At 34.2% G+C, this 20,846-nt stretch carries 13 protein-coding genes; 2 read left to right on the forward strand and 11 right to left on the reverse strand.

Annotated elements, in window-relative coordinates:
• Positions 1–176: 176 nt before the first annotated feature.
• From ACFPTQ_RS10665 to ACFPTQ_RS10715, 11 genes are all read right to left on the reverse strand, one after another.
• Positions 177–3,947, reverse strand: coding sequence for a hypothetical protein (locus ACFPTQ_RS10665; RefSeq protein WP_379777372.1), 3,771 nt, complete (start codon positions 3,945–3,947; stop codon positions 177–179).
• Positions 3,948–4,287: 340 nt separating this feature from the next.
• Complete coding sequence (locus ACFPTQ_RS10670) at positions 4,288–4,950, reverse strand: hypothetical protein (RefSeq protein ID WP_379777374.1); 663 nt, start codon at positions 4,948–4,950, stop codon at positions 4,288–4,290.
• A 30-nt stretch (positions 4,951–4,980) separates the two neighbouring features.
• Positions 4,981–6,069 (reverse strand): formylglycine-generating enzyme family protein, encoded by a 1,089-nt coding sequence (locus tag ACFPTQ_RS10675; protein ID WP_379777376.1) that lies wholly within the window; start codon positions 6,067–6,069, stop codon positions 4,981–4,983.
• Positions 6,070–6,100: 31 nt separating this feature from the next.
• Positions 6,101–6,811, reverse strand: coding sequence for a thioredoxin domain-containing protein (locus tag ACFPTQ_RS10680; protein ID WP_288835911.1), 711 nt, complete (start codon positions 6,809–6,811; stop codon positions 6,101–6,103).
• Positions 6,812–6,982: 171 nt separating this feature from the next.
• Complete coding sequence (locus tag ACFPTQ_RS10685) at positions 6,983–8,623, reverse strand: arylsulfatase (protein ID WP_379777378.1); 1,641 nt, start codon at positions 8,621–8,623, stop codon at positions 6,983–6,985.
• Positions 8,624–8,651: 28 nt separating this feature from the next.
• Entirely contained in the window at positions 8,652–10,103 is a 1,452-nt protein-coding gene (locus ACFPTQ_RS10690) for a RagB/SusD family nutrient uptake outer membrane protein (RefSeq protein WP_379777380.1), read from the reverse strand.
• Between the two features lie 10 nt (positions 10,104–10,113).
• Positions 10,114–13,161: a SusC/RagA family TonB-linked outer membrane protein gene (locus ACFPTQ_RS10695; protein ID WP_379777382.1), complete on the reverse strand. Its 3,048-nt coding sequence runs from the start codon at positions 13,159–13,161 to the stop codon at positions 10,114–10,116.
• An 831-nt stretch (positions 13,162–13,992) separates the two neighbouring features.
• Positions 13,993–14,919, reverse strand: a complete 927-nt coding sequence (locus ACFPTQ_RS10700) for a HipA domain-containing protein (RefSeq protein WP_379777384.1) — start codon at positions 14,917–14,919, stop codon at positions 13,993–13,995.
• The gene (locus tag ACFPTQ_RS10705) at positions 14,912–15,226 is read right to left on the reverse strand and encodes a HipA N-terminal domain-containing protein (RefSeq protein ID WP_379777386.1); all 315 of its coding nucleotides are present in this window, start codon (positions 15,224–15,226) and stop codon (positions 14,912–14,914) included. Before ACFPTQ_RS10705 ends, ACFPTQ_RS10700 begins: the two co-directional genes overlap by 8 nt.
• 2 nt (positions 15,227–15,228) lie before the next feature.
• Complete coding sequence (locus ACFPTQ_RS10710; RefSeq protein ID WP_379777388.1) at positions 15,229–15,438, reverse strand: helix-turn-helix domain-containing protein; 210 nt, start codon at positions 15,436–15,438, stop codon at positions 15,229–15,231.
• A gap of 232 nt (positions 15,439–15,670) precedes the next feature.
• Complete coding sequence (locus ACFPTQ_RS10715; protein ID WP_379777390.1) at positions 15,671–16,435, reverse strand: XRE family transcriptional regulator; 765 nt, start codon at positions 16,433–16,435, stop codon at positions 15,671–15,673.
• Positions 16,436–16,534: 99 nt separating this feature from the next.
• Between ACFPTQ_RS10715 and dinB the strand changes: the two genes are divergently transcribed.
• Entirely contained in the window at positions 16,535–17,722 is a 1,188-nt protein-coding gene (dinB, locus tag ACFPTQ_RS10720) for a DNA polymerase IV (RefSeq protein ID WP_379777392.1), read from the forward strand.
• Positions 17,723–17,779: 57 nt separating this feature from the next.
• Positions 17,780–20,833, forward strand: a complete 3,054-nt coding sequence (locus ACFPTQ_RS10725) for a DNA polymerase III subunit alpha (protein ID WP_379777394.1) — start codon at positions 17,780–17,782, stop codon at positions 20,831–20,833.
• Positions 20,834–20,846 lie beyond the last annotated feature (13 nt).

Consider the following 20,846-nt stretch of genomic DNA (forward strand, 5'->3'; position numbering starts at 1 on the left):
TGAAAAATTAAATATAATTTTCTTTTGAAAGGAAAGAAGTAAAAAAACTTCTTCCCCTTCGCAAGATTTATTGTTTTTCCTGAACCAAATTTATTGAAAAATCCGCAAAAAAAAACAGATTGAAAATTTATGAATTTTTATTTGGAAGAATCATAGTAATCGGGATTTAATATTTTTCACAAATACTCTTCAAAATCTCTTTTCTGTTCATTTTCTATATCTTTTTTCAACCATATAATTTTTTGTTCCAAATATTTTATATGTTCTACATAATCGAGAAGATTAGGTAATAATTTTACCATCGAAGCTATTTCACCACAAAAATCAATTTCTTTCTGGATATAGGGTACTCGGCTTCCAGTTGTAACTCCAGATGTTTCTAACCAGATGTACTTAAAGATCTCTATATCTTTATTTAAAAGTAAAAATTGCTTCAAGTAGCTGATAAATTTATTATGAAATCTATATAATATCACACTCATAATCATCATAGTTCTTTGCCTATCTTTAAAATGAATGTTAATAAAATTAGCAATATAATTATGGACTTTTTCTGTAGTTTCATCATTTTTTTCTTTAAAATTAAAGAGAACAGTTGAAGGATGTTCTAAGCTGGAAAAGATAGGTGCTTTTGTTATAATAATATCTAAAGCTTTGTCAACTATTTCTTTATAACTAGGCAGAGCCCAAATGCAATCAAGCTTAAAGCGTTCAAAACGGAATGATAAATAATCCATATCAACAACTTTCTGTTCTAAATATTCAATAAAGAAATTACTATCTAAGTTTAAGACTGCTTCAAATTCTTTTCCATCGTAATCAAAATGAGCATCACCCTTTTTTAAAGATATAAAAGCTTGTTTGACTAAGTGTAGATGGTTTGAAAAATAAGAAGCACAGTCTCTGCAAAAATGATGTCCCAAATCGTATCGTTGCGTTATTGGTTTATTCAATATAATCTCAGTCAAATAAGAAATTATATTGTGTTTTTCGATACCTCTCTCACTGCTTGAAGTTTTATAGTTATTGAATTCAGAATCAAATTTTAAATAATCAGTTAATCGGTGAATATATATGTGATTATTGTTTTTAAAAGTTTGTATTAGGAGTTCTAAAAATTTTAAATTTATCTGATTTTCAGGAAGACATTCCAACAATGTAACTATGCTTGATGTTTTATCTTTAAAATCTGAATTATTAATCAGCGTCAGCAATTCTTCACCACTCAAAATATTATTATTGATAATAAAATAAATTATTCTTGGTTGAAATTGGAATGAGAACTCATTATTAAACGTGAGATTTAATGCTTTTTTTATTGAAGTTTTCCCTTTACTAGCAATCCCAATAAAGATTTCTGAGATTCCTCCTTCAATTTCCCAAACTTCTCTTCCTTGCTGTTGAAGAAATAATGAATTCATAAAATAAAGCAAGGACTTGATTTCATTCCATGTTTTAGGCTTAATATAAGCCTGTATTTTTTGACGTTTTTCTTGTTCTCTTTCTTGCCAAGATTTTCCATTTCTATCTTCCAGAAAATCCGTTTTTAAAAGCTTAGAGAGTTTAATAATATCCGAATTGATGAATTGATTCCAATCATCAGGAATTAAACATCCCAATGAAGAAATCTTCTTTGATAATCGACTTACAAATTTGCAATGTGAGTATTGGTCAGGAGAAAGTTTATCTGAAATTATCCTTGCATAAATTGACAATTCATCAATATATATTTGTTCATCAATCTTTCCTCCGGGATAAACAATTTTATTTAATATTTTTTCTGACAGTTCTTCATATTCCTCAAGTGAATTATATAAAACATCCAATATTTTTGCTCTAAGTTCTAATAATTGTGAAGAATGGTATAAATCAAAATTTACAATTCTAAACTCAATACCTTTCGATCCAAATTCTGTAAAATGCCAACCTAACAAAGTTTCTCCAATGTGTAAAAAAGTTCCGTTTGCAATTTCTTTATGTAAGGGAGAACGATTCTCAGTTGATAATATTTCTAAAAGAATATTTTGTCTTTGGTACTCATTATGTAAGTCTTCAACTTTATAGCTAAAATGGTCATGAATGAATTTTAAAAATTCAGGTAATCTATTAGGTTGCTTTGCGACTAAATCAATAGATAATTCAATTGCTGGTTTTAAAAGTTCATTTGGATGATTCCAAAAATTAATCAATAAATCAAAATTTTTAGAAGCTTTAGTATGATCATTGTGTGCATACGAAAATTTAAGTTCTCCATTCTTGATTTCTGTAGTCAATCCATCAATCCATTTTTTTAAGTAAATTAAAGTATCATAACCTTTATAGAACCAAAACAGAGTATAAAAAGAATAGTATTTTTCATTAGTTTCATCACCAGATACAACACTTTGCAAATGAGGCATTACAAAATCTTTGATATGAAAATAGCCAAAAGTATTATTCACATCAACCAAAGTAGTAGTTATTCTTGACGGACATTTTTCTATAAAAGTAGAGATCCAATCTGAATATATTATACTTGCAGAATCACTATGAATAAAACATTTGTAAAAAGCATACGTACCAAGTACTTGGTCTGAAACTTTTACAATTTCGTTAGAATAAACATCTAATATTTCATGTCGATGCAACTCAAGAATTGTAACCCATAATTCATCCCAATCAATATCAAAATTATTTTTTAAAACTGTCTTTAGTTCTTCATTGTTTCTGTCTAACGCACCAAAGAATGAAACTATTGCAAGAGTTTTGAATATGATAGGTCTTGTAAATGCTTCTATTTCATCAGCTACTTTTTCAAAGTACCTTTCATATAATAAGACAGGACTGCTTAAATAATTTATTTCAGAATCTGGAGTAACAGAATATGTTGCCATTAACGCAACTCTTGCATTACCTTTCGATAATTCAATTATTTTTTTTCTAATGTCATAATGATGATGAAGATTCGGCAAAACTTTGAGAATAATTTTTTCAATATCCTCATCTTTCAATTTTTCGACTATAACTTCTTGATATTTGAAATCTTTTAATTCCTGATATACTTGATGTTTCACATAATCTCTGACAGTAATTACTACCTTAAGTTTATTTGTTTTAGGTTTCTGAATGAAATTCAGTAAATAAGCTAAGTTTTGTATTGATTTATTAGCGTCATCAAAAAGAATAATGTAATCTTTTCCATTTTGAAACAGATGAACAAAATCGTCCCAAAGTGGAACAGCAGAACTCTGAATTACTATTGGAATAAAATCTTCTTTAGAGTCTTCTAAAATTTTCACAGCTAATTTTGATTTTCCAACTCCTGCAGAACCTGATAAAAGTAAAATATCAAGATTTTTTAGATGTTCTAAAGATTGTTTAAGTTCATCCTCTCTTGCAATAAAATCATTAATTAATGAAGGTTGTAATCCTTTAGTTGTTTTAATTAAAAAGTCTGGAAGATTATATATCTCACCTTTAATAATTTCAACACCTAAATATTGCTCAGATAAACCTGGAAAATCATAAATATATAAAGGTAAATTTTGGATATCTAAAATTTCAAATTCCGCGTTGATATTGTAATTTTTGACTTTACTTTTTAATCTATAATGCTCATCCGCATCTATTTTACTGGTACAAGCTAATATCACCTTTTCAACATCCTCATTTTTTATCTTGGTTTTTTCTTCATCGAAGCAATGTTCAATATCTTTTTCGAGTTTTTCAATGAATGTTTTTATACCATCAAGTTTGTCTTTTGTTGTACATTCAACAAAAACATATTTGTCATCTTTTACAAAGAATGAATCTGGTGCTCCTTTGCTGGTTTTCTCTTTTCCTACAACAGATCCGGGTGCACCAATAAACATATTTCCTTGTACATGTAATAAATGATTTATTAAGTCTTGGAATCTCGCTTCATTAATAGTTGTTAATGCAACTTCAATTTGTTTAATGAAATTCATACTTTTTTGATTTTATAATTTTATTAACTGACTCAATTGGTAAATCATGTCACTCCAAATATGTCTTGTTTTTAAATCTATTTAGGCTATATCAATTCCCATTCAACTTACTTTCTTTAAATATAATTACAAAAATTTTCTTATAAATATCAAATCTACAAAAAACAAATAAAATCGTTCATTGGTAAGAATTACCACAAAAAAAGCCCAAGAATTCAATCCTGAGCTTTTGCTTTTTATTTCTTTCCGGATTTTAATTTCCAGCGGGTTTCTATAAACGCATCCACATTCTGGGTGCTGTTGTAAAAGTTTAAAAAAACATTTCAGCTAATTTAGGCTATCAACTCTTAAATCGTACTATCCTCATATTTGCAAATTTCCCTCCTGAATTATCGCCAACAAAGAGACCAACTTTACCATCAGAATAAGGGCTTAAGCGTTTTACATGAAGTACTGGATTGGGATTTTTTTCGACAAAAACTGTTACTTCGGTTGCACTAATTTCAATTCGCGCATGAAACCATCCATTAGGATCTGGAGCATTAGGAATTGCTTTTTCAAATTCGGCATTTCTTTCTTTCCTCACTTTTTCCCAAGTGAACTTTGGATGCGAAATATATTGCACCGCATGAATTCTTCTCACGGAATCCTGGGCATAAAAATTAAAGGGTCTAAAATAAACCGCTTCATAAATCGAATCATTTTGACCGTGAAACGCAATTCCCAGAAAACTCTTTTGAAAAACATCCTGCCCCTTCACATCGATTTCGATACTTCCTTTTGAGAAATTTTGGTTTTGAAGCCAAACTATTCCTTCGCCTTCCTTTTCGTTTAGTTGCAGTCCTTGGTATTTTTTATCATTCAAAGGACTGGCAATTCTATTTGCAATATGAAGTCTGTTCTTCTTAATTTCAGTATGCAGGTTTATTTTCTTCACCTTCTGTGCTGAACTCGTTTCGATTGCAAGTACAAGCACCAAAAATAATAATATCTTTTTTCTCATAATGTTATATATATTTTTAAAACACAAAAACTATTGAGCATCTTTCACACAGCGAAAACCCAAGTGATTACAAGCACTTGTAGTTTCCCCTTTTCCTCGGCTACCTGCCACATAGCGAATGCAATATTGGTCGCTACACAAATAAGAACCACCTCTTTGCACGTGTTTCTCCACTCCGGGTTCTTCCGGATCATGACTTTCTAAAGGCCCTTGCGGATTATCACCGGGACTCGTTTTATAATAATCGTCACGGTATAAATCGTTACACCATTCCCATACATTTCCTTCTAAATCATAGATTCCAAAAGGATTTTTTGGAAAAGACTTTACCGGTGCGGCGGCTGCAAAACCGTCTTCGGCTGTATTGTTATTCGGGAAAGTTCCCTGAAAAATATTGGCTAGCCATTTCCCATTGGGTTTCAATTCCTGACCCCAATAATATTTAGTATGCTCTCTACCAGCTCGGGCAGCAAACTCCCATTCGGCCTCTGTTGGCAGACGCTTCCCTGCCCAATCCGCATAAGCCTTAGCATCCGGATAACTAATTTGTACCACAGGATAATTTTCAAGTCCCACAATAGTACTTTCAGGACCAGATGGATGTTTCCAATTGGCACCTGGCACATATTTCCACCATTGTTGAATATTTCCCAAAGAAACTTTAGCTGTTGGAGGAGAAAACACCGCAGAACCAGGAACTAAATTTTCAAGAGGAACTCCGGGATAATCAGCGGGATTTAAAGGCCTTTCGGCAATGGTAATATAATTGGTCGCTTTTACAAATGCTTCAAATTGTGCATTGGTAACTTCGTGTTGATCCATCCAAAATCCTTTTACACTTACGCTGTGAACAGGCTGCGCATCGGGATAATCATTGGTTCCCATTTTGAATTCGCCTCCTGCAACCCAGACCATTCCATCAGTTGATTTCGTTATATTTTCAGTAGAAATGTTGGCAATTGATTGTAACAATAAGGCTTTCTTAGAAGTATTGGCTTTACACATGGCTTCGCAACTTGTTGCAGTAACTACAGCAACAGCCTTATTTTCTTGAGCAAAAGCTGAAAATATACCTGATAAAACAATCAAAGCAAGTGAACTGTATTTTTTTTTACTCATAATCAATAATAATTCGACATAACCTTACTCTTTAATTAGCAAAAACCAAATCAACCTCTTTTTTCAAATCAGCAAAACCTTCTTTTTTAAAAACCATTTTGCCGTTTTGATACAAAATCAATGTTGGAAAAACGGTTACCGTTTTCAAATCGGCTATGACATTGGGATTGTCTTCCAAATCAATTTCTACAATTTTTACTTTTTCACCGTACTCGTCTCGAATCGTTTTCAGGACTGGTTTTACTTTTTTACAAAGTCCGCAATATCTTGAACCTATATCAACCAAAACGCTGTTATTCTCAGTAATGATTTTTTTGTATGCTTCAATTGACAATACACTTTTTGAATTGGTATAAAACGGTTTTCCTCCACCTATCCAAGCCGCTATTCCTCCTTCTAAACTATAGACTTCAGTAAATCCATTTTTCAGTAATTCATCAGCCAGTTTAACACTTCGTCCTGCCCCTATGGAATAAATAAAGACTGGTTTTGATTTATCTAATTTGGCTATATGTTCGTCATAATTTTCAAATTGCTGATTCAAATTAACAGCTCCATTAATGTGATTTAAAGCAAATTCTTCTTTGCCTCTTGCATCAATGATTTGTGGATTTTTTTCGCTATTAATTTTTGTATAAAAGACTTCTAAAGCTATTGTATTGGAATTCCCATCCTGAGCATAACCAATAACTGTAAGCAGAATTACTGCCGCAATGCTAATTTTAAACTTTAACTTTTTCATGTGGATTTCATTTTAAAATACAAACCATATTATTTTACATTACAATTTCAAAATCGATAAAACAGAGTAAAAGGGACAACCGTAGTAGCCCCTTTTTACTAACTAACACTAACAAACCAAACCAAGAGTTGAACTCAATTTAAAAGATAATAGTTCTTTATTGAGAAATCATTATTTCTTTGCAGCCGCACCAGGAATCAATTCATTTCCTGGTCTTATTTTGCTGTATTCTACCACGCCTGTTTTATTAGCCCAATCAAAATATTTAGCCGAAAGATCATTGACAATTGCTGGATTTTGTTGTGCCAGATTGGTTGTTTCTCCTCTATCGGATTCTAAATCGTATAATTCCCATTGGTAGGACGGAAAGATAGAAACCAACTTCCATTTTCCTTCTCTAACGGCTCTGTTCCCAGCTCTTTCCCAGAATATTGGAGCACCACGATTCACTTCGGAAGCACCGTCAAATAAAACTGGCAACAAACTTTTTCCTACTAACGGATTTGATTTTACACCGTTCAATTCTTTTGGATATTGAATTCCTGCCAATTCGTAAAAAGTAGGAGCTAAATCAATAAGATGTCCTGTACCTTTGTCAATACGACCCGGCTTAATTTTTGACGGATACCAGGCAATAAAAGGAGAACTAAAGCCACCTTCGTGCATATTATTTTTATAATCTTGCAAAGGTGTATTAGACAAATAGGCCCAGTTTTGTTCCTGATAGTCAAATGAACCCGAAGTTCCAACTGGTCCATCGTTTTTCACCAAACCTCTTCTTAAAGGATTGTAAGTATTGAAACCACCTTGTGCTCCATTATCAGAGATGAAAACAATCAGTGTATTTTTATCTTTTTTCAACGCTTTTAATTTCTCCAAAACTTTTCCAACATTTTGATCCATGTTGTCAACCATTGCTGCGTAAACTTCCATTTTAGCTTTCCAGAATTGTTTTTCATCATAGGTCAATTTATTCCATTCCGGCACTTCAGGATCTCTTGGAGCAATGGTCTGATTAGGTAATAAGATTCCACTTTCTTTTAATTTCTGGATTCTTTTTTCTCTTAACGCATCCCAACCCTCATCAAATTTCCCTCTGTATTTAGCAATATCAACTGCTTTTGCCTGTAATGGCCAGTGCGGCGCTGTAAAAGCCAGGTACAAAAAGAAAGGTTTATTTTCTTTGTTTTGTTCGTCCAAAAATTGTACGGCATTGTTACCAATTTCATCTGTAAAGTAATAAGAATCTGGTGTAGGATGCAGTTCTTCGTTATTTCTAATCAAAGCCACCGGATAGGGTGTTTTACCAAAAGGCAATCCATCAGTATTAAAATAATTGGCTCCACCTTTTAAGATTCCAAAAAACTTATCAAATCCTCTTTGATTAGGCCACTGGGCTTTATCTTCGGAACCAACGTGCCATTTTCCTGACATTAAAGTGCTGTAACCACCTGAGCGAAACACCTCTCCTAATGTTAGTGATTCTTTGTTCAAATAGCCTTGATACGCTGGTAATCCTAAGTTCACATCAAAATAACCAACACCCGCTTTATGTTGATATTGCCCTGTTAATAACGAAGCTCTTGTAGGTGCACAAATCGAGTTGTTATAAAATTCGCGTAAGCGTGTTCCTTCTTTGGCTAATTTATCCAAATTAGGCGTGCTTATTTCGGAGCCATAATTTCCTAAGTCAGAATAGCCCATATCATCCACCATAATCAAAATAATGTTAGGCTTTGTTGGATTGGTTTGTGCCTGACTAAAAAAACCAAATGCCAGCAAAAGGTTTAGTGTAATAAAAGTTTTTTTCATTTTATATCAATTTAAAATAGTTGTCTAATTATAATTTCCAATCTGAGTTTTGTTTCAAATTTGGGTTTAAATCCAATTCTCTTTGTGGAATTGGAAAATGAACATGTTTAGGCTGTGCATTGTTTTTTCCTGCGGCTTTCAATCGGGCTACAAAATAATCTGGTCCTCTTCGTGCCAGATCAAACCAACGTTGGTATTCGTAAACCAATTCTTTTCTTCTCTCATTAAAAACAGCCTCTCTAAAATCATCTTTACTTAAAGCTGGTAAAATTTCAGAAAGCAACGGAATGTGGGCTCTTTCTCTAACTCTGTCAATCGCTTCATAAGCTAAAGCTGATGGTCCGTTCTGATACTCATTTGCTGCTTCGGCATAGATTAACAATACCTCAGCAAATCGAATTATCGGTGTGTTTTTTGACGATTGTCCCGGCGAAGCTGGTGTGGTTGGATCAAAATATTTATTAAAATGCGGAGTTGTGGTATAGGTTTTTCCATCGGTTGGACTAACATATTTAACGGCAAAAGTCACATATTTACGAGCGTCATCTTCAGCAAAAGATTCAAAAAGTCCTCCGGCTGTGTGTAAAGCATCGGCCTGATCTCCTGCAATTCCCGGTACAGAAGTAGGTGCTGATGTAGAAGCCAACATGTTTCCATTCCAGTTAGTCAGTCCTTTAAACTGTGCCGAGAAAATATGCTCTTTACCATTTTTAGTGGCAACATTAAACACGTCTGCAAAATCTTCGAACAAATCATATACTTCACTATCAATCACTTCTTTACTTTTTTCGGCTGCCAGTTGCCATTTCTTTTGTGTCAAATACACTTTAGACAAAATACTTTTTGCTGCACCCGATGTCGGTCTTCCCTTAATTTGCTGTACTACAGGCAATGCTTCGGCATCCAATAAATCCCTTTCAATTTGGGCATAAACAGCTGCTTCTGCTGTATTGGAAACATTCAAAGCTTCCGAAGTTAAAGTTGTGGTTTCATGTAAAACCAATGGTACATCACCAAACCATCGCACCAAATTGAAATACAAAACTGCTCTTAAAAACTTCGCTTCATTCACCAAATCCTTATCCTTTTGAGAACTTAAAGCTGGGTTATTTGAAATATTATCAATCGCGACATTGGCTCTGTTGATTCCATCATAACTTTGACGCCAAAGTTCTAACATACGGTCATTTGAGGCATCGTGCGTTAGATTAGACAAAGCTCTAACATGCGCATTTCTGGCGCGTGGTCCTGCTTCATAATCATCCGTAGCCATTTCTGTCGAAATCTGAATTAAACGATTGTATAAAGTATGGGTACCACTATTCATCGCGTTATGAATGGCAATTACAGCTGCCTCTGCATCTTCTGTGGTTTTATAAAAATTATTCGCTGCAATAAATGCTTTTGGATCTTCGTCCAAAGAATTACAAGCACTGATTGTAAAAAGAATCAGTAAACTTAGTATACTTATTTTTTTCATGATGTTTCTTTTAGAATGTTACACTTAAACCTGCCGAAATACTTTTAGATGCCGGATAAATTCCAGTATCTGTTCCCGGAGAAATAGAACTTCCGTTAGTTACTTCCGGGTCAAACCCGCTGTAGTTTGTAAATGTGATTAGATTCTCTCCTACCAATCTTAACTTTACAGCAGTCAATTTAAATTGCTCTATTAGTGCTTTAGGTAAATTATAGCTCAATGTGATGTTTTTGAATCGAACGAACGAACCATCTTCTACAAATCGATTTGAGAATACGGGTGCCGGATCTAACTTAGCACGTGGAGTCGTTGTACTTGGATTAGCTGGTGTCCAAGCATCTAAAGCAGATGTTGACGCATTTTGCTGTCCGTTGAACAATTCTAAGGCTTGTGAATTCCCGTTTAGGATATCATTGCCAACAGATCCTTGTATTATAATACCCAATTCAAAACCTTTATAAATAAAGTTATTTGAGAATCCAAATGTGAAATCAGGTTGGGCATTCCCTATAGTAGTTCTGTCAGCAGCAGTTGTAAATGCACCATCACCATTGATGTCTTTGTACAAACGATCACCAGCTTTAGGTGTAACATTTCCAGTAAAAACGCCTTTAGTTGCAATATCAGCAGTTTGCAAAATCCCATCAGTTACTGCACCATAAAATGAACCTAAAGGGTCACCCACTTTTAAAATGTAATTACCAAAAGTGTAGAATTCGGCATTATTACCTAGAGCCAAAACTTTATTTTTATTGAAAGCAATATTAAAATTAGAAGTCCATGACAAATTACTATTACTTAAAGAAGAATTAATTCCTAATTCAATTCCTTGATTTTGTACTGAACCAAAATTTTGTAATGAAGATGTAAATCCACTAGTATATGGGATTTGAACATCTAACAATAAATTCTTAGTTGTTTTGCGGTAAGCGTCAAGCGTAAGAATGACTTTATTACTAAAAATCCCTAAATCTATTCCTGCATCAAACTGATTGGTTAATTCCCATCCTAAGTCGTCATTTGCAATTCTTGTTGGTGTAAACCCAGTATAAATTTGGTCACCAAAAAGATATTTCACACTACTCAATGTAGATAACGATTGGTATTCCCCAATTTCCTGGTTACCTGTTGATCCGTAACTTGTTCTCAATTTCAAACTATTGATTACATTAGAAACCGGACTAAAAAAGTTCTCTCTGTCAATTTGCCAAGCTGCCGCTACTGATGGAAAATAACCCCATTTGTTGTTTTTACCAAATCGGGAAGAACCATCAGCTCTAATACTTGCAGTCAAATAATATTTGGAATCATAATTATAATTTAACCTTGACAAATACGAATTCAATGCCCATGTACTTTCACCAGAAGTAGGAATCAATGCTAAATTTCCACTTTGCAAACTATAAGAACCTGTTACATCATTTACAAACTGTTGTGATCCTGTAGTAACAAAATCTCTGGTTGAACTTTGCTGTGTATAACCCGCCAAAAGATTAAAACTATGTACATTTGAAAATACTTTAGTATAAGTCAAGGTATTCTCGTTCAACCAGGTTTTGTTATTAGCATTTCCTATTTTTGCCTCACCATTAGTGATTAAACCTTCATAAATAGTAGAAGGAATATAAGTAGTTTCTTTGTTCGCCAGAAGATCGGCACCAAAAGAAACTTTCAGTACTAAATTTTCCAATACATCATATTCGCCAAAAACAGTTCCTAAAATTCTTGTGTTTACTGCTTGATTTTTACGTTCATTTAAAGTAGCAATTGGATTTGAAAAGATGTTTTCAAAAGGATTCCTTAATGTATAAGTACCATCACTTTCATAAATTGTAGCTGTAGGTGGCATACTTAATAAAGCCGTTATCAACCCTGATGGTGCCACTTTAGACTTGGTTTCAGCTACTGAAAGATTCACTCCAAATCTTGATTTATCACTTAATTTTGAATTCAAATTAATTCGCCCACTCAACCGTTCAAAACCGGTGTTTTTTATAATTCCTTCCTGATTGTAATAATTCCCGGAAATGGCATATTTAGTTTGGTTGTTACCCCCAGAAACACTCAACTGATGATTTTGAGTTTGGGCAGTTCTAAAAGCGGCATCCTGCCAATCCACCCCTTTTCCTAATTGCGCTATTTGAGCATCTGATAAGTATTGGTTAGTCCCTCCCGCCGGATTAGTATCATATAAAGCTGCATTTCTAAGTCTGGAAAAACCCGCAGCATCTAATACTGATACTTTTTTACGAACTTCTTGTTGCCCTAAAGAGTATTCGTAATTTACGGCCATGATATTCGATTTTCCTTTCTTAGTAGTAACAATTACTACTCCATTTGCCCCTCTGGAACCGTAAATAGCGGTAGAAGAAGCGTCTTTTAAAACTGTAATTGACTCAATATCTGCAGGGTTTATTGCCGAAAGTGGATTAGTCGGACTACCGCTCAAAACACCTGAGGTTACATCTGAGTTGTAAATTGGAAAACCATCAATAACATAAAGCGGCTCGTTTCCTCCTTGTATCGAACTTCCTCCACGAACTCTAATACTCAATCCTGCTCCAGGCTGACCCGATGTTTGAGTCACATTGACCCCCGCAACCGAGCCTTGGAGTGCGCTCTCTAAACTACGCTGAGTAGATCGCAACGCCTGAGTAGAAACGGTTTCGGCTGCTCCTGTATAGTCTTTTTTGGAAGTAGTTCCATAGCCAATAACAACCACTTCATTCAGCTCCTTTACATCCTCTTTTAATGCAATTTGTATGAACTTGTCATTAACAACTTGTTCTTTGCTAATGTAACCTATAGAGGTAATAACCAATGTGTAAGGAAAACTTTGTCCTGTTTGAAAACTAAATTTCCCGTCTAAATCAGTAATAACACTATGTGTTATTCCTTTAATTTGAACGTTAACCCCTGGGATGGGTTGTTTTGTAATTTGGTCTATAACTACACCATCAAGGGTGGAATTTATTGTGGGTTTTATGCTTTGTGCGCTAATTCCTAGTGAAACTAGAAAAACAGCGAGCCAAAAATTTATTTTTAATTTTTTTTTCATTACTTTGTTTCGGTTTAAATAATAAGGAGCCTGAAGGCTGATTTTATCAACTTTCTTTTTTCCTTTTCTGAGATGAACATTTCTTTTTTAAACTTGCCATTTCTGTAGCCGCAGAAATGGCTTTTTTATTTACAACATAATCTCTTATCGATATTATTTCTTTTAGATTGTAATTATTATTGTTTACTTTTTCTATTTATTTTAAGTTTTTAAAAATCACATGAGCTGAAAGAAATAAGATTCATAACTACAGTAACTACATATGATGTTGAAAATAGAGGAAGTCGAAGTTTTAAATGTTAACAATAAAATGTTTTTCATAGTGTTGATTTTAAATTTTTAATTCTACTAATTTGATAGAACAAATATATATTTAAAAAATTATATTAACAAAAATAAAAGTGCTATATTTTAAAATAAACTTATACTTCTATTTAATATAAACAGGGGGCAGCGTTATTAGCATTATTTTTATCAAAATGATTTAGAAATTAAAATCACAATTACATCTAAAATTTAAGATTATTACTATCCTGCTCAAACTGGAAGGACGATGGAGAAAGCTTACTTATAATAATATAATAGGGGAAGATAAAAACAGTTTGACGTCACATGGCTAAAAGATAAATCCCTTGCCGATAGATATAATATACCTGATTCTGAAATTTTGACACAAGATGTTGTTGAAAATACTGAAGCAGCATTGGCCAGTTTTAAAACTACAAGAGCTAGTTTAAAATAAAATATAAAAAACGATTAGAATATTAATTGTATTGGATTTTACGCTAGAGTTGTATAAATAACTTAATCACCGTATTTTTTTAAGATGGACTATTTGAATTTTTCTGTTTTGATTTCCAATAAATTTAAATATTTTTCTTTCATATCCTCTGATAAAAAAGAGATTTCAAGCAGTTCTTTCCATTTTGGAATCACTTGCCACATTTGTTGCAAAATTATTTCAATTGTTTTTCCATTGAGTTGCAATCTATCTTTTGCATAGTATTCTACAAAATCGGAAGCCTTCAAATTACTTTTCTTTCCTTTTAAACTAAGTGCTATTTCTTCTTCAGGATTTTTAATTGCTATTGTAGAATTTAAAAAATCATAGACAGGAGCTAGTGTTGTTTTCCCATTTTTGGTTATCAGCGAAAAGTTTTTCAAATGCATATCTTCATTTCCGGTGACAAAACAAAAAAGTATTCTTTTAAAAAAATCCGCTTTTTCAATAGCAGGAAAAGAACAGTACTCATCAAGTACCGGAATCAATTTCTCCATTGTAAAACGGTATTTTGTATCTCGTGTATTTCCTGTTAATTGAGCAAAATCTTCTGTTGCTAACTTATTTCCTTTTCCATAACGATCAAAACGCTTAATAAAATATGACAAACTACCGTCTTTAGCATACACCATACCGTGAAAAGGAACTTCTAAACCAAAAGCTTTAGCCATTCGCATCGTTACATCTTCATTTTCTGGTAATTGTGAAAATAAGTCATTCTGTGGTTTTATAATGTAAGTTCCTAATTGATCCACTATTTTAAATTCCTGATCCACTATTGAAATAGCTGCACTAAGCTTTGGTTGTACTCCTTGTATGGATAACTTTTTAGCTCTGTTAGCGGCTTCCTGACGAAGTTCAACTGCCGTATAGGGTAAATCATTTAAGTAAGTCAATTTAGGAGCTATCATTCGAAGCCCTTTTTCACTGTACTTATCTGTTCCGCATAATTCATAAGTAATAGGACATCTATTCATCTTCCATCAATTTAACGGTTACTGCTCCTACTAAATCATTTCCAGTTGCTATTAATTGAGAGAAATAATCTTTTTTGTCAATTTTTACAATGCGTAGTAATCCTTCTAACATGACACCTTCAGGTAATAAACCTTCAAAAAATGGAGGAAAGGATTTATAATCGTACTTTTTGTGACTTACAGGCATTGTCAATGAAACGGCATCACCTTCATAATTTTCATCATACTCGAAATGATAATTATTTGAAGTTATTTCTGTTAAAATCCCAGCTCTCTTTCCGTGTACCAATACGATTGCTTTTCTCATGATTATTTAGTTAACGGACTTTTGAATTCTACTTTAATATTCAACACACGGAGAACTGCTAAAAGATTGTTCCAACGAACTGTTTCTTTATTTTTTTCAATATCGAAAACGGTGGTCTTCCCTACTCCTGCCAAGTTGGCTAACTCAAGTTGTGTAAGCCCCGCCATTTTGCGATGCTCTTTAATTAACGCACCTAAATTGTAATTAGCCATTTTTTACTGTTTTTACGGTAAAAATAAACAATTTTAAAATACAAAAGGATAAAAACAGGAATAAATTATAAATTTTACTGCTATACCAGTAAAAAAATACAATACAACAACGATTATCTATAAACTGAAAGAAATCCTAATGATAATTACTGTTATAGCGGTAAAATTTAATCATAATAAAGATATCACTTTGAATTTAATATATCTTAAAAGTATTTTGCTTGGCAAATCACTATTGAATCTTAGCCTTAACTTCTCTTATTTCCTTTCGCATATCAAGTAATAATGAAGTAACAGTATCTGTAGTATATTCGTTTTTCTGGTCGTTGCGTCCAATATTGCAGACATATTCCCATATTTCCAGAATATCAGATACTTTGAGTTGGTATGGTTCGTAAAATGTATTGTCTGAATGTAGCATTAAAACATTTTTGCCGTTTTTGTTCAGTCGCTTATAGACTATTCCATCGTCTTTGGTGACTACAATATAAGTTCGGCCATCTCGTATTTCACCATAGTTCTCCACATACTTGCCAACGATAAAAGATCCATCTTCATGAGGTGGCATCGAATCACCTTCAACGGGAAAAGCCCGGTGCTTACCCGTACCCAAAAAAGGAAGGGATAGTATGGGTAAGTTGCCAATGTATTCGGGATCGGAATAACCAGCAGTATAACCTGCTTTGGCAGCTTGTGGTACAATTTCTATCACATCATTGTTGTCAGCATCAACCCGGATAGGAAGTAACATTCGGTTCTGCCCTATCTTTATCATTTCATCGAGCCCTACTTTCTTCAAATCGGCTGTTAAAAGCAAATCCATTGTCACATTGTAGTACTTTGAAATACGGATCAAAACTTGATAAGGTGCTTCAGAAACACCGTCTTCATACTTTTGATACTGTCCACGACTAATCAGCAAATCATTAGCAATTTTCTGTTGCGATAATTTTTTACGCCCTCTCAAATACCTCAGATTATCCGCAAATAAATTCATAATTATTTTTTGATACAATTTATATCACCAAAAATAATACAAATTATATCAATCCGTATTAATTTTGCAAAATATATTTTCAATCTAAAATTTGAGTGGATGACCAGGGCAATTGTACACATGGATTTAGACACTTTTTTCGTGTCTTGCGAAAGGCTAACTAATTCAAAATTAGAGGGAATTCCTTTGATTATTGGCGGTGGGGATCGTGGTGTGGTTGCCTCCTGTTCCTATGAAGCCCGAACTTTTGGAGTACGCTCGGCCATGCCTATTAAAATGGCACTTCGACTTTGTCCACAGGCAAAAGTAATGAAAGGTGATATGGAATTGTATTCGAAATTATCTCATGATGTTACCGAAGTTATTCAGGAAAAAGCTCCAATCGTTGAAAAAGCCAGCATTGATGAATTCTATCTTGATATTACCGGAATGGATAAATTCTATGGAGCCTATAAGTGGACGAATGAACTTGCTCAGTCTATAACCAAAGAAACGGGACTTCCAATAAGCTTTGCATTGTCTGTCAACAAAACTGTATCCAAAATTGGTACCGGTGAAGCAAAACCAAAAGGAAATCTGGAGATACCTGAAAATAAGGTACAACTTTTCCTGAATCCGTTATCGATTCAAAAAATCCCTATGGTGGGCGATGTAACCTTTCAACTCTTATCCCGTATTGGTATACGCACCATTCAAACATTATCTGAAATGCCTGCTGAAGTACTCCAACGAATGATTGGCAAAAATGGTCTTGAATTGTGGAAAAAAGCAAACGGTATCGACAACACTCCTGTTGAGCCTTACACGGAACGAAAATCAATATCTACAGAACATACCTTTGTAGAGGATACTATTGATATCCCGAAACTGAAATCAATTTTAGTGGGTATGGTAGAAAAACTGGCTTTCCAATTACGCTCCGAGCAATGGCTAACCTCAACAGTTGTCATTAAAATACGATACGCTAATTTCGATACCGAAACCAAACAGTGCAGAATTCCTTATACCTCTGCAGATCATATTTTAACTAAAAACATCATCGATTTATTTGATAAATTATACCAACGTCGCATGCGGCTTCGATTAATCGGAATACGCTTTAGCGGACTCGTTCGTGGTACCTATCAAATTAACCTCTTTGAAGATACAGAGGAAATGCTTTCTCTCTATCAAACTATGGACCGTTTGAAGAGCCGATACGGCTTTGATGCCGTTATGCGCTGTGCAGGTGCCACTTTTAAACCCAATAATAAAGCTGAAATCTTAAAACGAATCCCTAAAGAATAAATAATAAACGAATAACCAAATTATCAAATCCATTACTCTCGACTCACAACTCAAATCATGTACCTCAATTGTCATTCGTTTCACTCTCTTCACTACGGTACTATACCGCTTTCTGATCTAGTTGAACAGGCTACTGGATCTAATGTGAAAGCTATGGCGCTTACGGATATTAACACCGTGACCGGAATCTATGATTTTATAAAAGCCTGTAAGGAAGTAAACATAAAACCACTGGTGGGAATCGAATTTCGCTCTGAAAATCAGCTTCGTTATATTGGACTGGCCAAAAGTGCAAAAGGTCTCTCTGAAATGAATCGTTTTCTAACCCAACATAATTTTGATAACACAGTATTGCCACTTTGCGCACCCGATTTGGACGAGGTATTTATCATATATCCAATGGAGAATGTACCTGATCGCTTAAAAGAAAACGAATACATTGGGATTCGTTTGGAACAACTTCCTAAGCTATTCCAAGAACAATGGAAAGCAAAGCAGCATAAAATGGTAGTGCTACAGCCTGTCACTTTTCGTACTAAAAAAGAATTCAACCTCCATAAGATTCTTAGGGCTATCGATACCAATTGTATTCTTTCTAAACTTAGCCCAGAAGATTATTGCAGGACTTCGGAAGTGATGCTTCCTTTGGAAGAATTAGTAGAAAAATTTAAAGAATACCCAGACATACTAAATAATACAGCGAATATCATCCGAGATTGTAATTTCGAATTTGATTTTAAGACTCCAAAAAACAAAAAATTTTATACCAACAGTAGAAAGAATGATATGGCTTTGCTGAGCAGTTTAGCCCAACAAGGACTTTTATGGCGCTATGGTACGAATAACTCTCAGGCAAAGGCCAGAGTCGAGAAGGAATTAAAGGTAATTGAGGAATTGGAGTTCAGCGGTTACTTTTTGATTACCTGGGATATCATTCGCTATAGCAACAGTCGTGGCTTTCTCCATATTGGTCGTGGAAGTGGTGCTAATAGTATTGTAAGTTATTGTCTGGGTATTACAGACATTTGCCCTATTGAATTAGACCTGTATTTTGAGCGCTTTCTGAACGTGAATCGAAAGTCACCACCTGATTTTGATATCGATTGGTCATGGAAAGAACGAGATGTCATACTGGAATATATATTCAATCGCTATGGTTCGGAACATGTTGCTTTTTGTGGCACAAATGTGGAATTCAAATACCGTTCGATTTTCCGTGAAGTGGGTAAAGTTTTTGGTTTGCCGAAGGAAGAACTGGATGTTCTTGCTAAAAACCCAATAGCTCTCCATGATTCCAATTCCGTTGTCAAATTGGTTCAGGAGTATGGCTTGCTTTTAGAAAAGTATCCTAATCAAAGAAGCATGCATTCCTGTGGCATCTTAATTTCAGAAGAACCCATAACTAATTATACCCCTTTAGAAATGCCTCCTAAAGGATTTCCAATTGTACTCTTTGACATGCATATTGCCGAAGATATTGGTTTTGAAAAATTTGATATTCTAAGTCAACGCGGTATTGGGCATATTGATGACAGTGTAAAACTTATCGAAAAAAACAGAGGTATTCGGCTTAATATTAGAGATACATCAATTTCAAAAGATGAAGCTTTAGCGAATACCTATTTAGCCCAGGGCAAAACAATTGGATGTTTTTACATTGAAAGCCCAGCCATGCGAGGATTACTGCGTCGTCTTAAATGTGATAATTATAAAACACTTGTAGCTGCTTCTTCTATTATTCGTCCCGGAGTTGCACAATCCGGAATGATGAAAGAATACATATTCCGACACAACTATCCTGACAAATTTGAATATTTTCATGAGGTCTTTAAGGAGCAGCTTGATGAAACCTATGGTATTATGGTATATCAGGAAGATGTCATTAAAATTGCTTTACATTATGGAGGTCTCCCAGCGGCTGATGGTGATATCCTACGCCGTGCGATGAGTGGTAAAGGACGCTCTAAAGCTGCCCTACAAAAAGTCAAAGAAAATTTCTTTGCCAGTTGCCTCAAAAAAGGACATCCCCAAAAACTTAGTGAAGAAATCTATCGCCAGATTGAATCCTTTGCCGGTTATTCTTTTTGTAAAGCCCACTCTGCTTCTTATGCTGTAGAAAGTTATCAGAGTCTGTATCTTAAGGTATATTATCCTATCGAATTCATGGTCGCTGTGATTAATAATCAAGGGGGATTTTACCGTACTGAAGTTTATGTTCACGAAGCCAGAATGTCTGGGGCAACTATTCATAATCCTTGTGTAAACAAAAGCGAATATGAAACCACTTTATACGGGACTGATGTCTATCTGGGACTGATGCATCTGGAAGGATTGGAAACAAAAATGGCTCATTTTATAGTAAAAGAAAGAGAAAAAAATGGGGATTACCTATCATTGGAAGATTTTATCAATCGTATTCCTATAGGTATTGAAGGGATTCAAATACTAATTTTCATTGGTGCATTTCGTTTTACAAGTAAAACAAAAAATCAATTGCTGGTAACAGCTCGAATGATACTAGTAAACTTCAATCCGGATAACCGAAATTTGATGCTTATTCAAGAGCCTCTAAAAGAATATAAACTACCCGTATTGGAACGTTCTGCTTTTGAAGATGCCTTCGATGAAATTGAACTACTGAGTTTTCCTGTCTCCTGCTCTCCTTTTGATCTTTTGCAAACGACGTACAGAGGTTCGGTTATGGCCAAAGACCTTGTCAACCATCACAAAAAAACAGTTAAAATGCTCGCCTATCTCATTTCTCGAAAACAGGTACCCACTAAAAGAGGCACTATGTATTTCGGTACCTGGATAGACAATGAAGGTAGCTATTTTGACACTGTTCATTTTCCTGATAATTTACAGCAATTTCCTTTTCAGGGTGGTGGCTGCTATTTATTACTAGGTACTGTTGAGGTAGATTACTACTTCCCCACTATTACCATTAGTAAGATGGCCAAAATGCCCTTTATACCCGATCCGCGTTATAGAGAAGCAAAGGACCAATATAAAACCCAACAAAATATTAAAGAAGACATCAGTAGCACCCAACGAAAACCCTATCCCCAAGCACACGAAATCAACTTGCCCAGACATAAAATGTCCCATTGATCAATTAAAATAG

Source organism: Flavobacterium sp. GCM10022190, assembly GCF_042656445.1.
Taxonomy (GTDB): Bacteria; Bacteroidota; Bacteroidia; order Flavobacteriales; family Flavobacteriaceae; genus Flavobacterium; species Flavobacterium nitratireducens.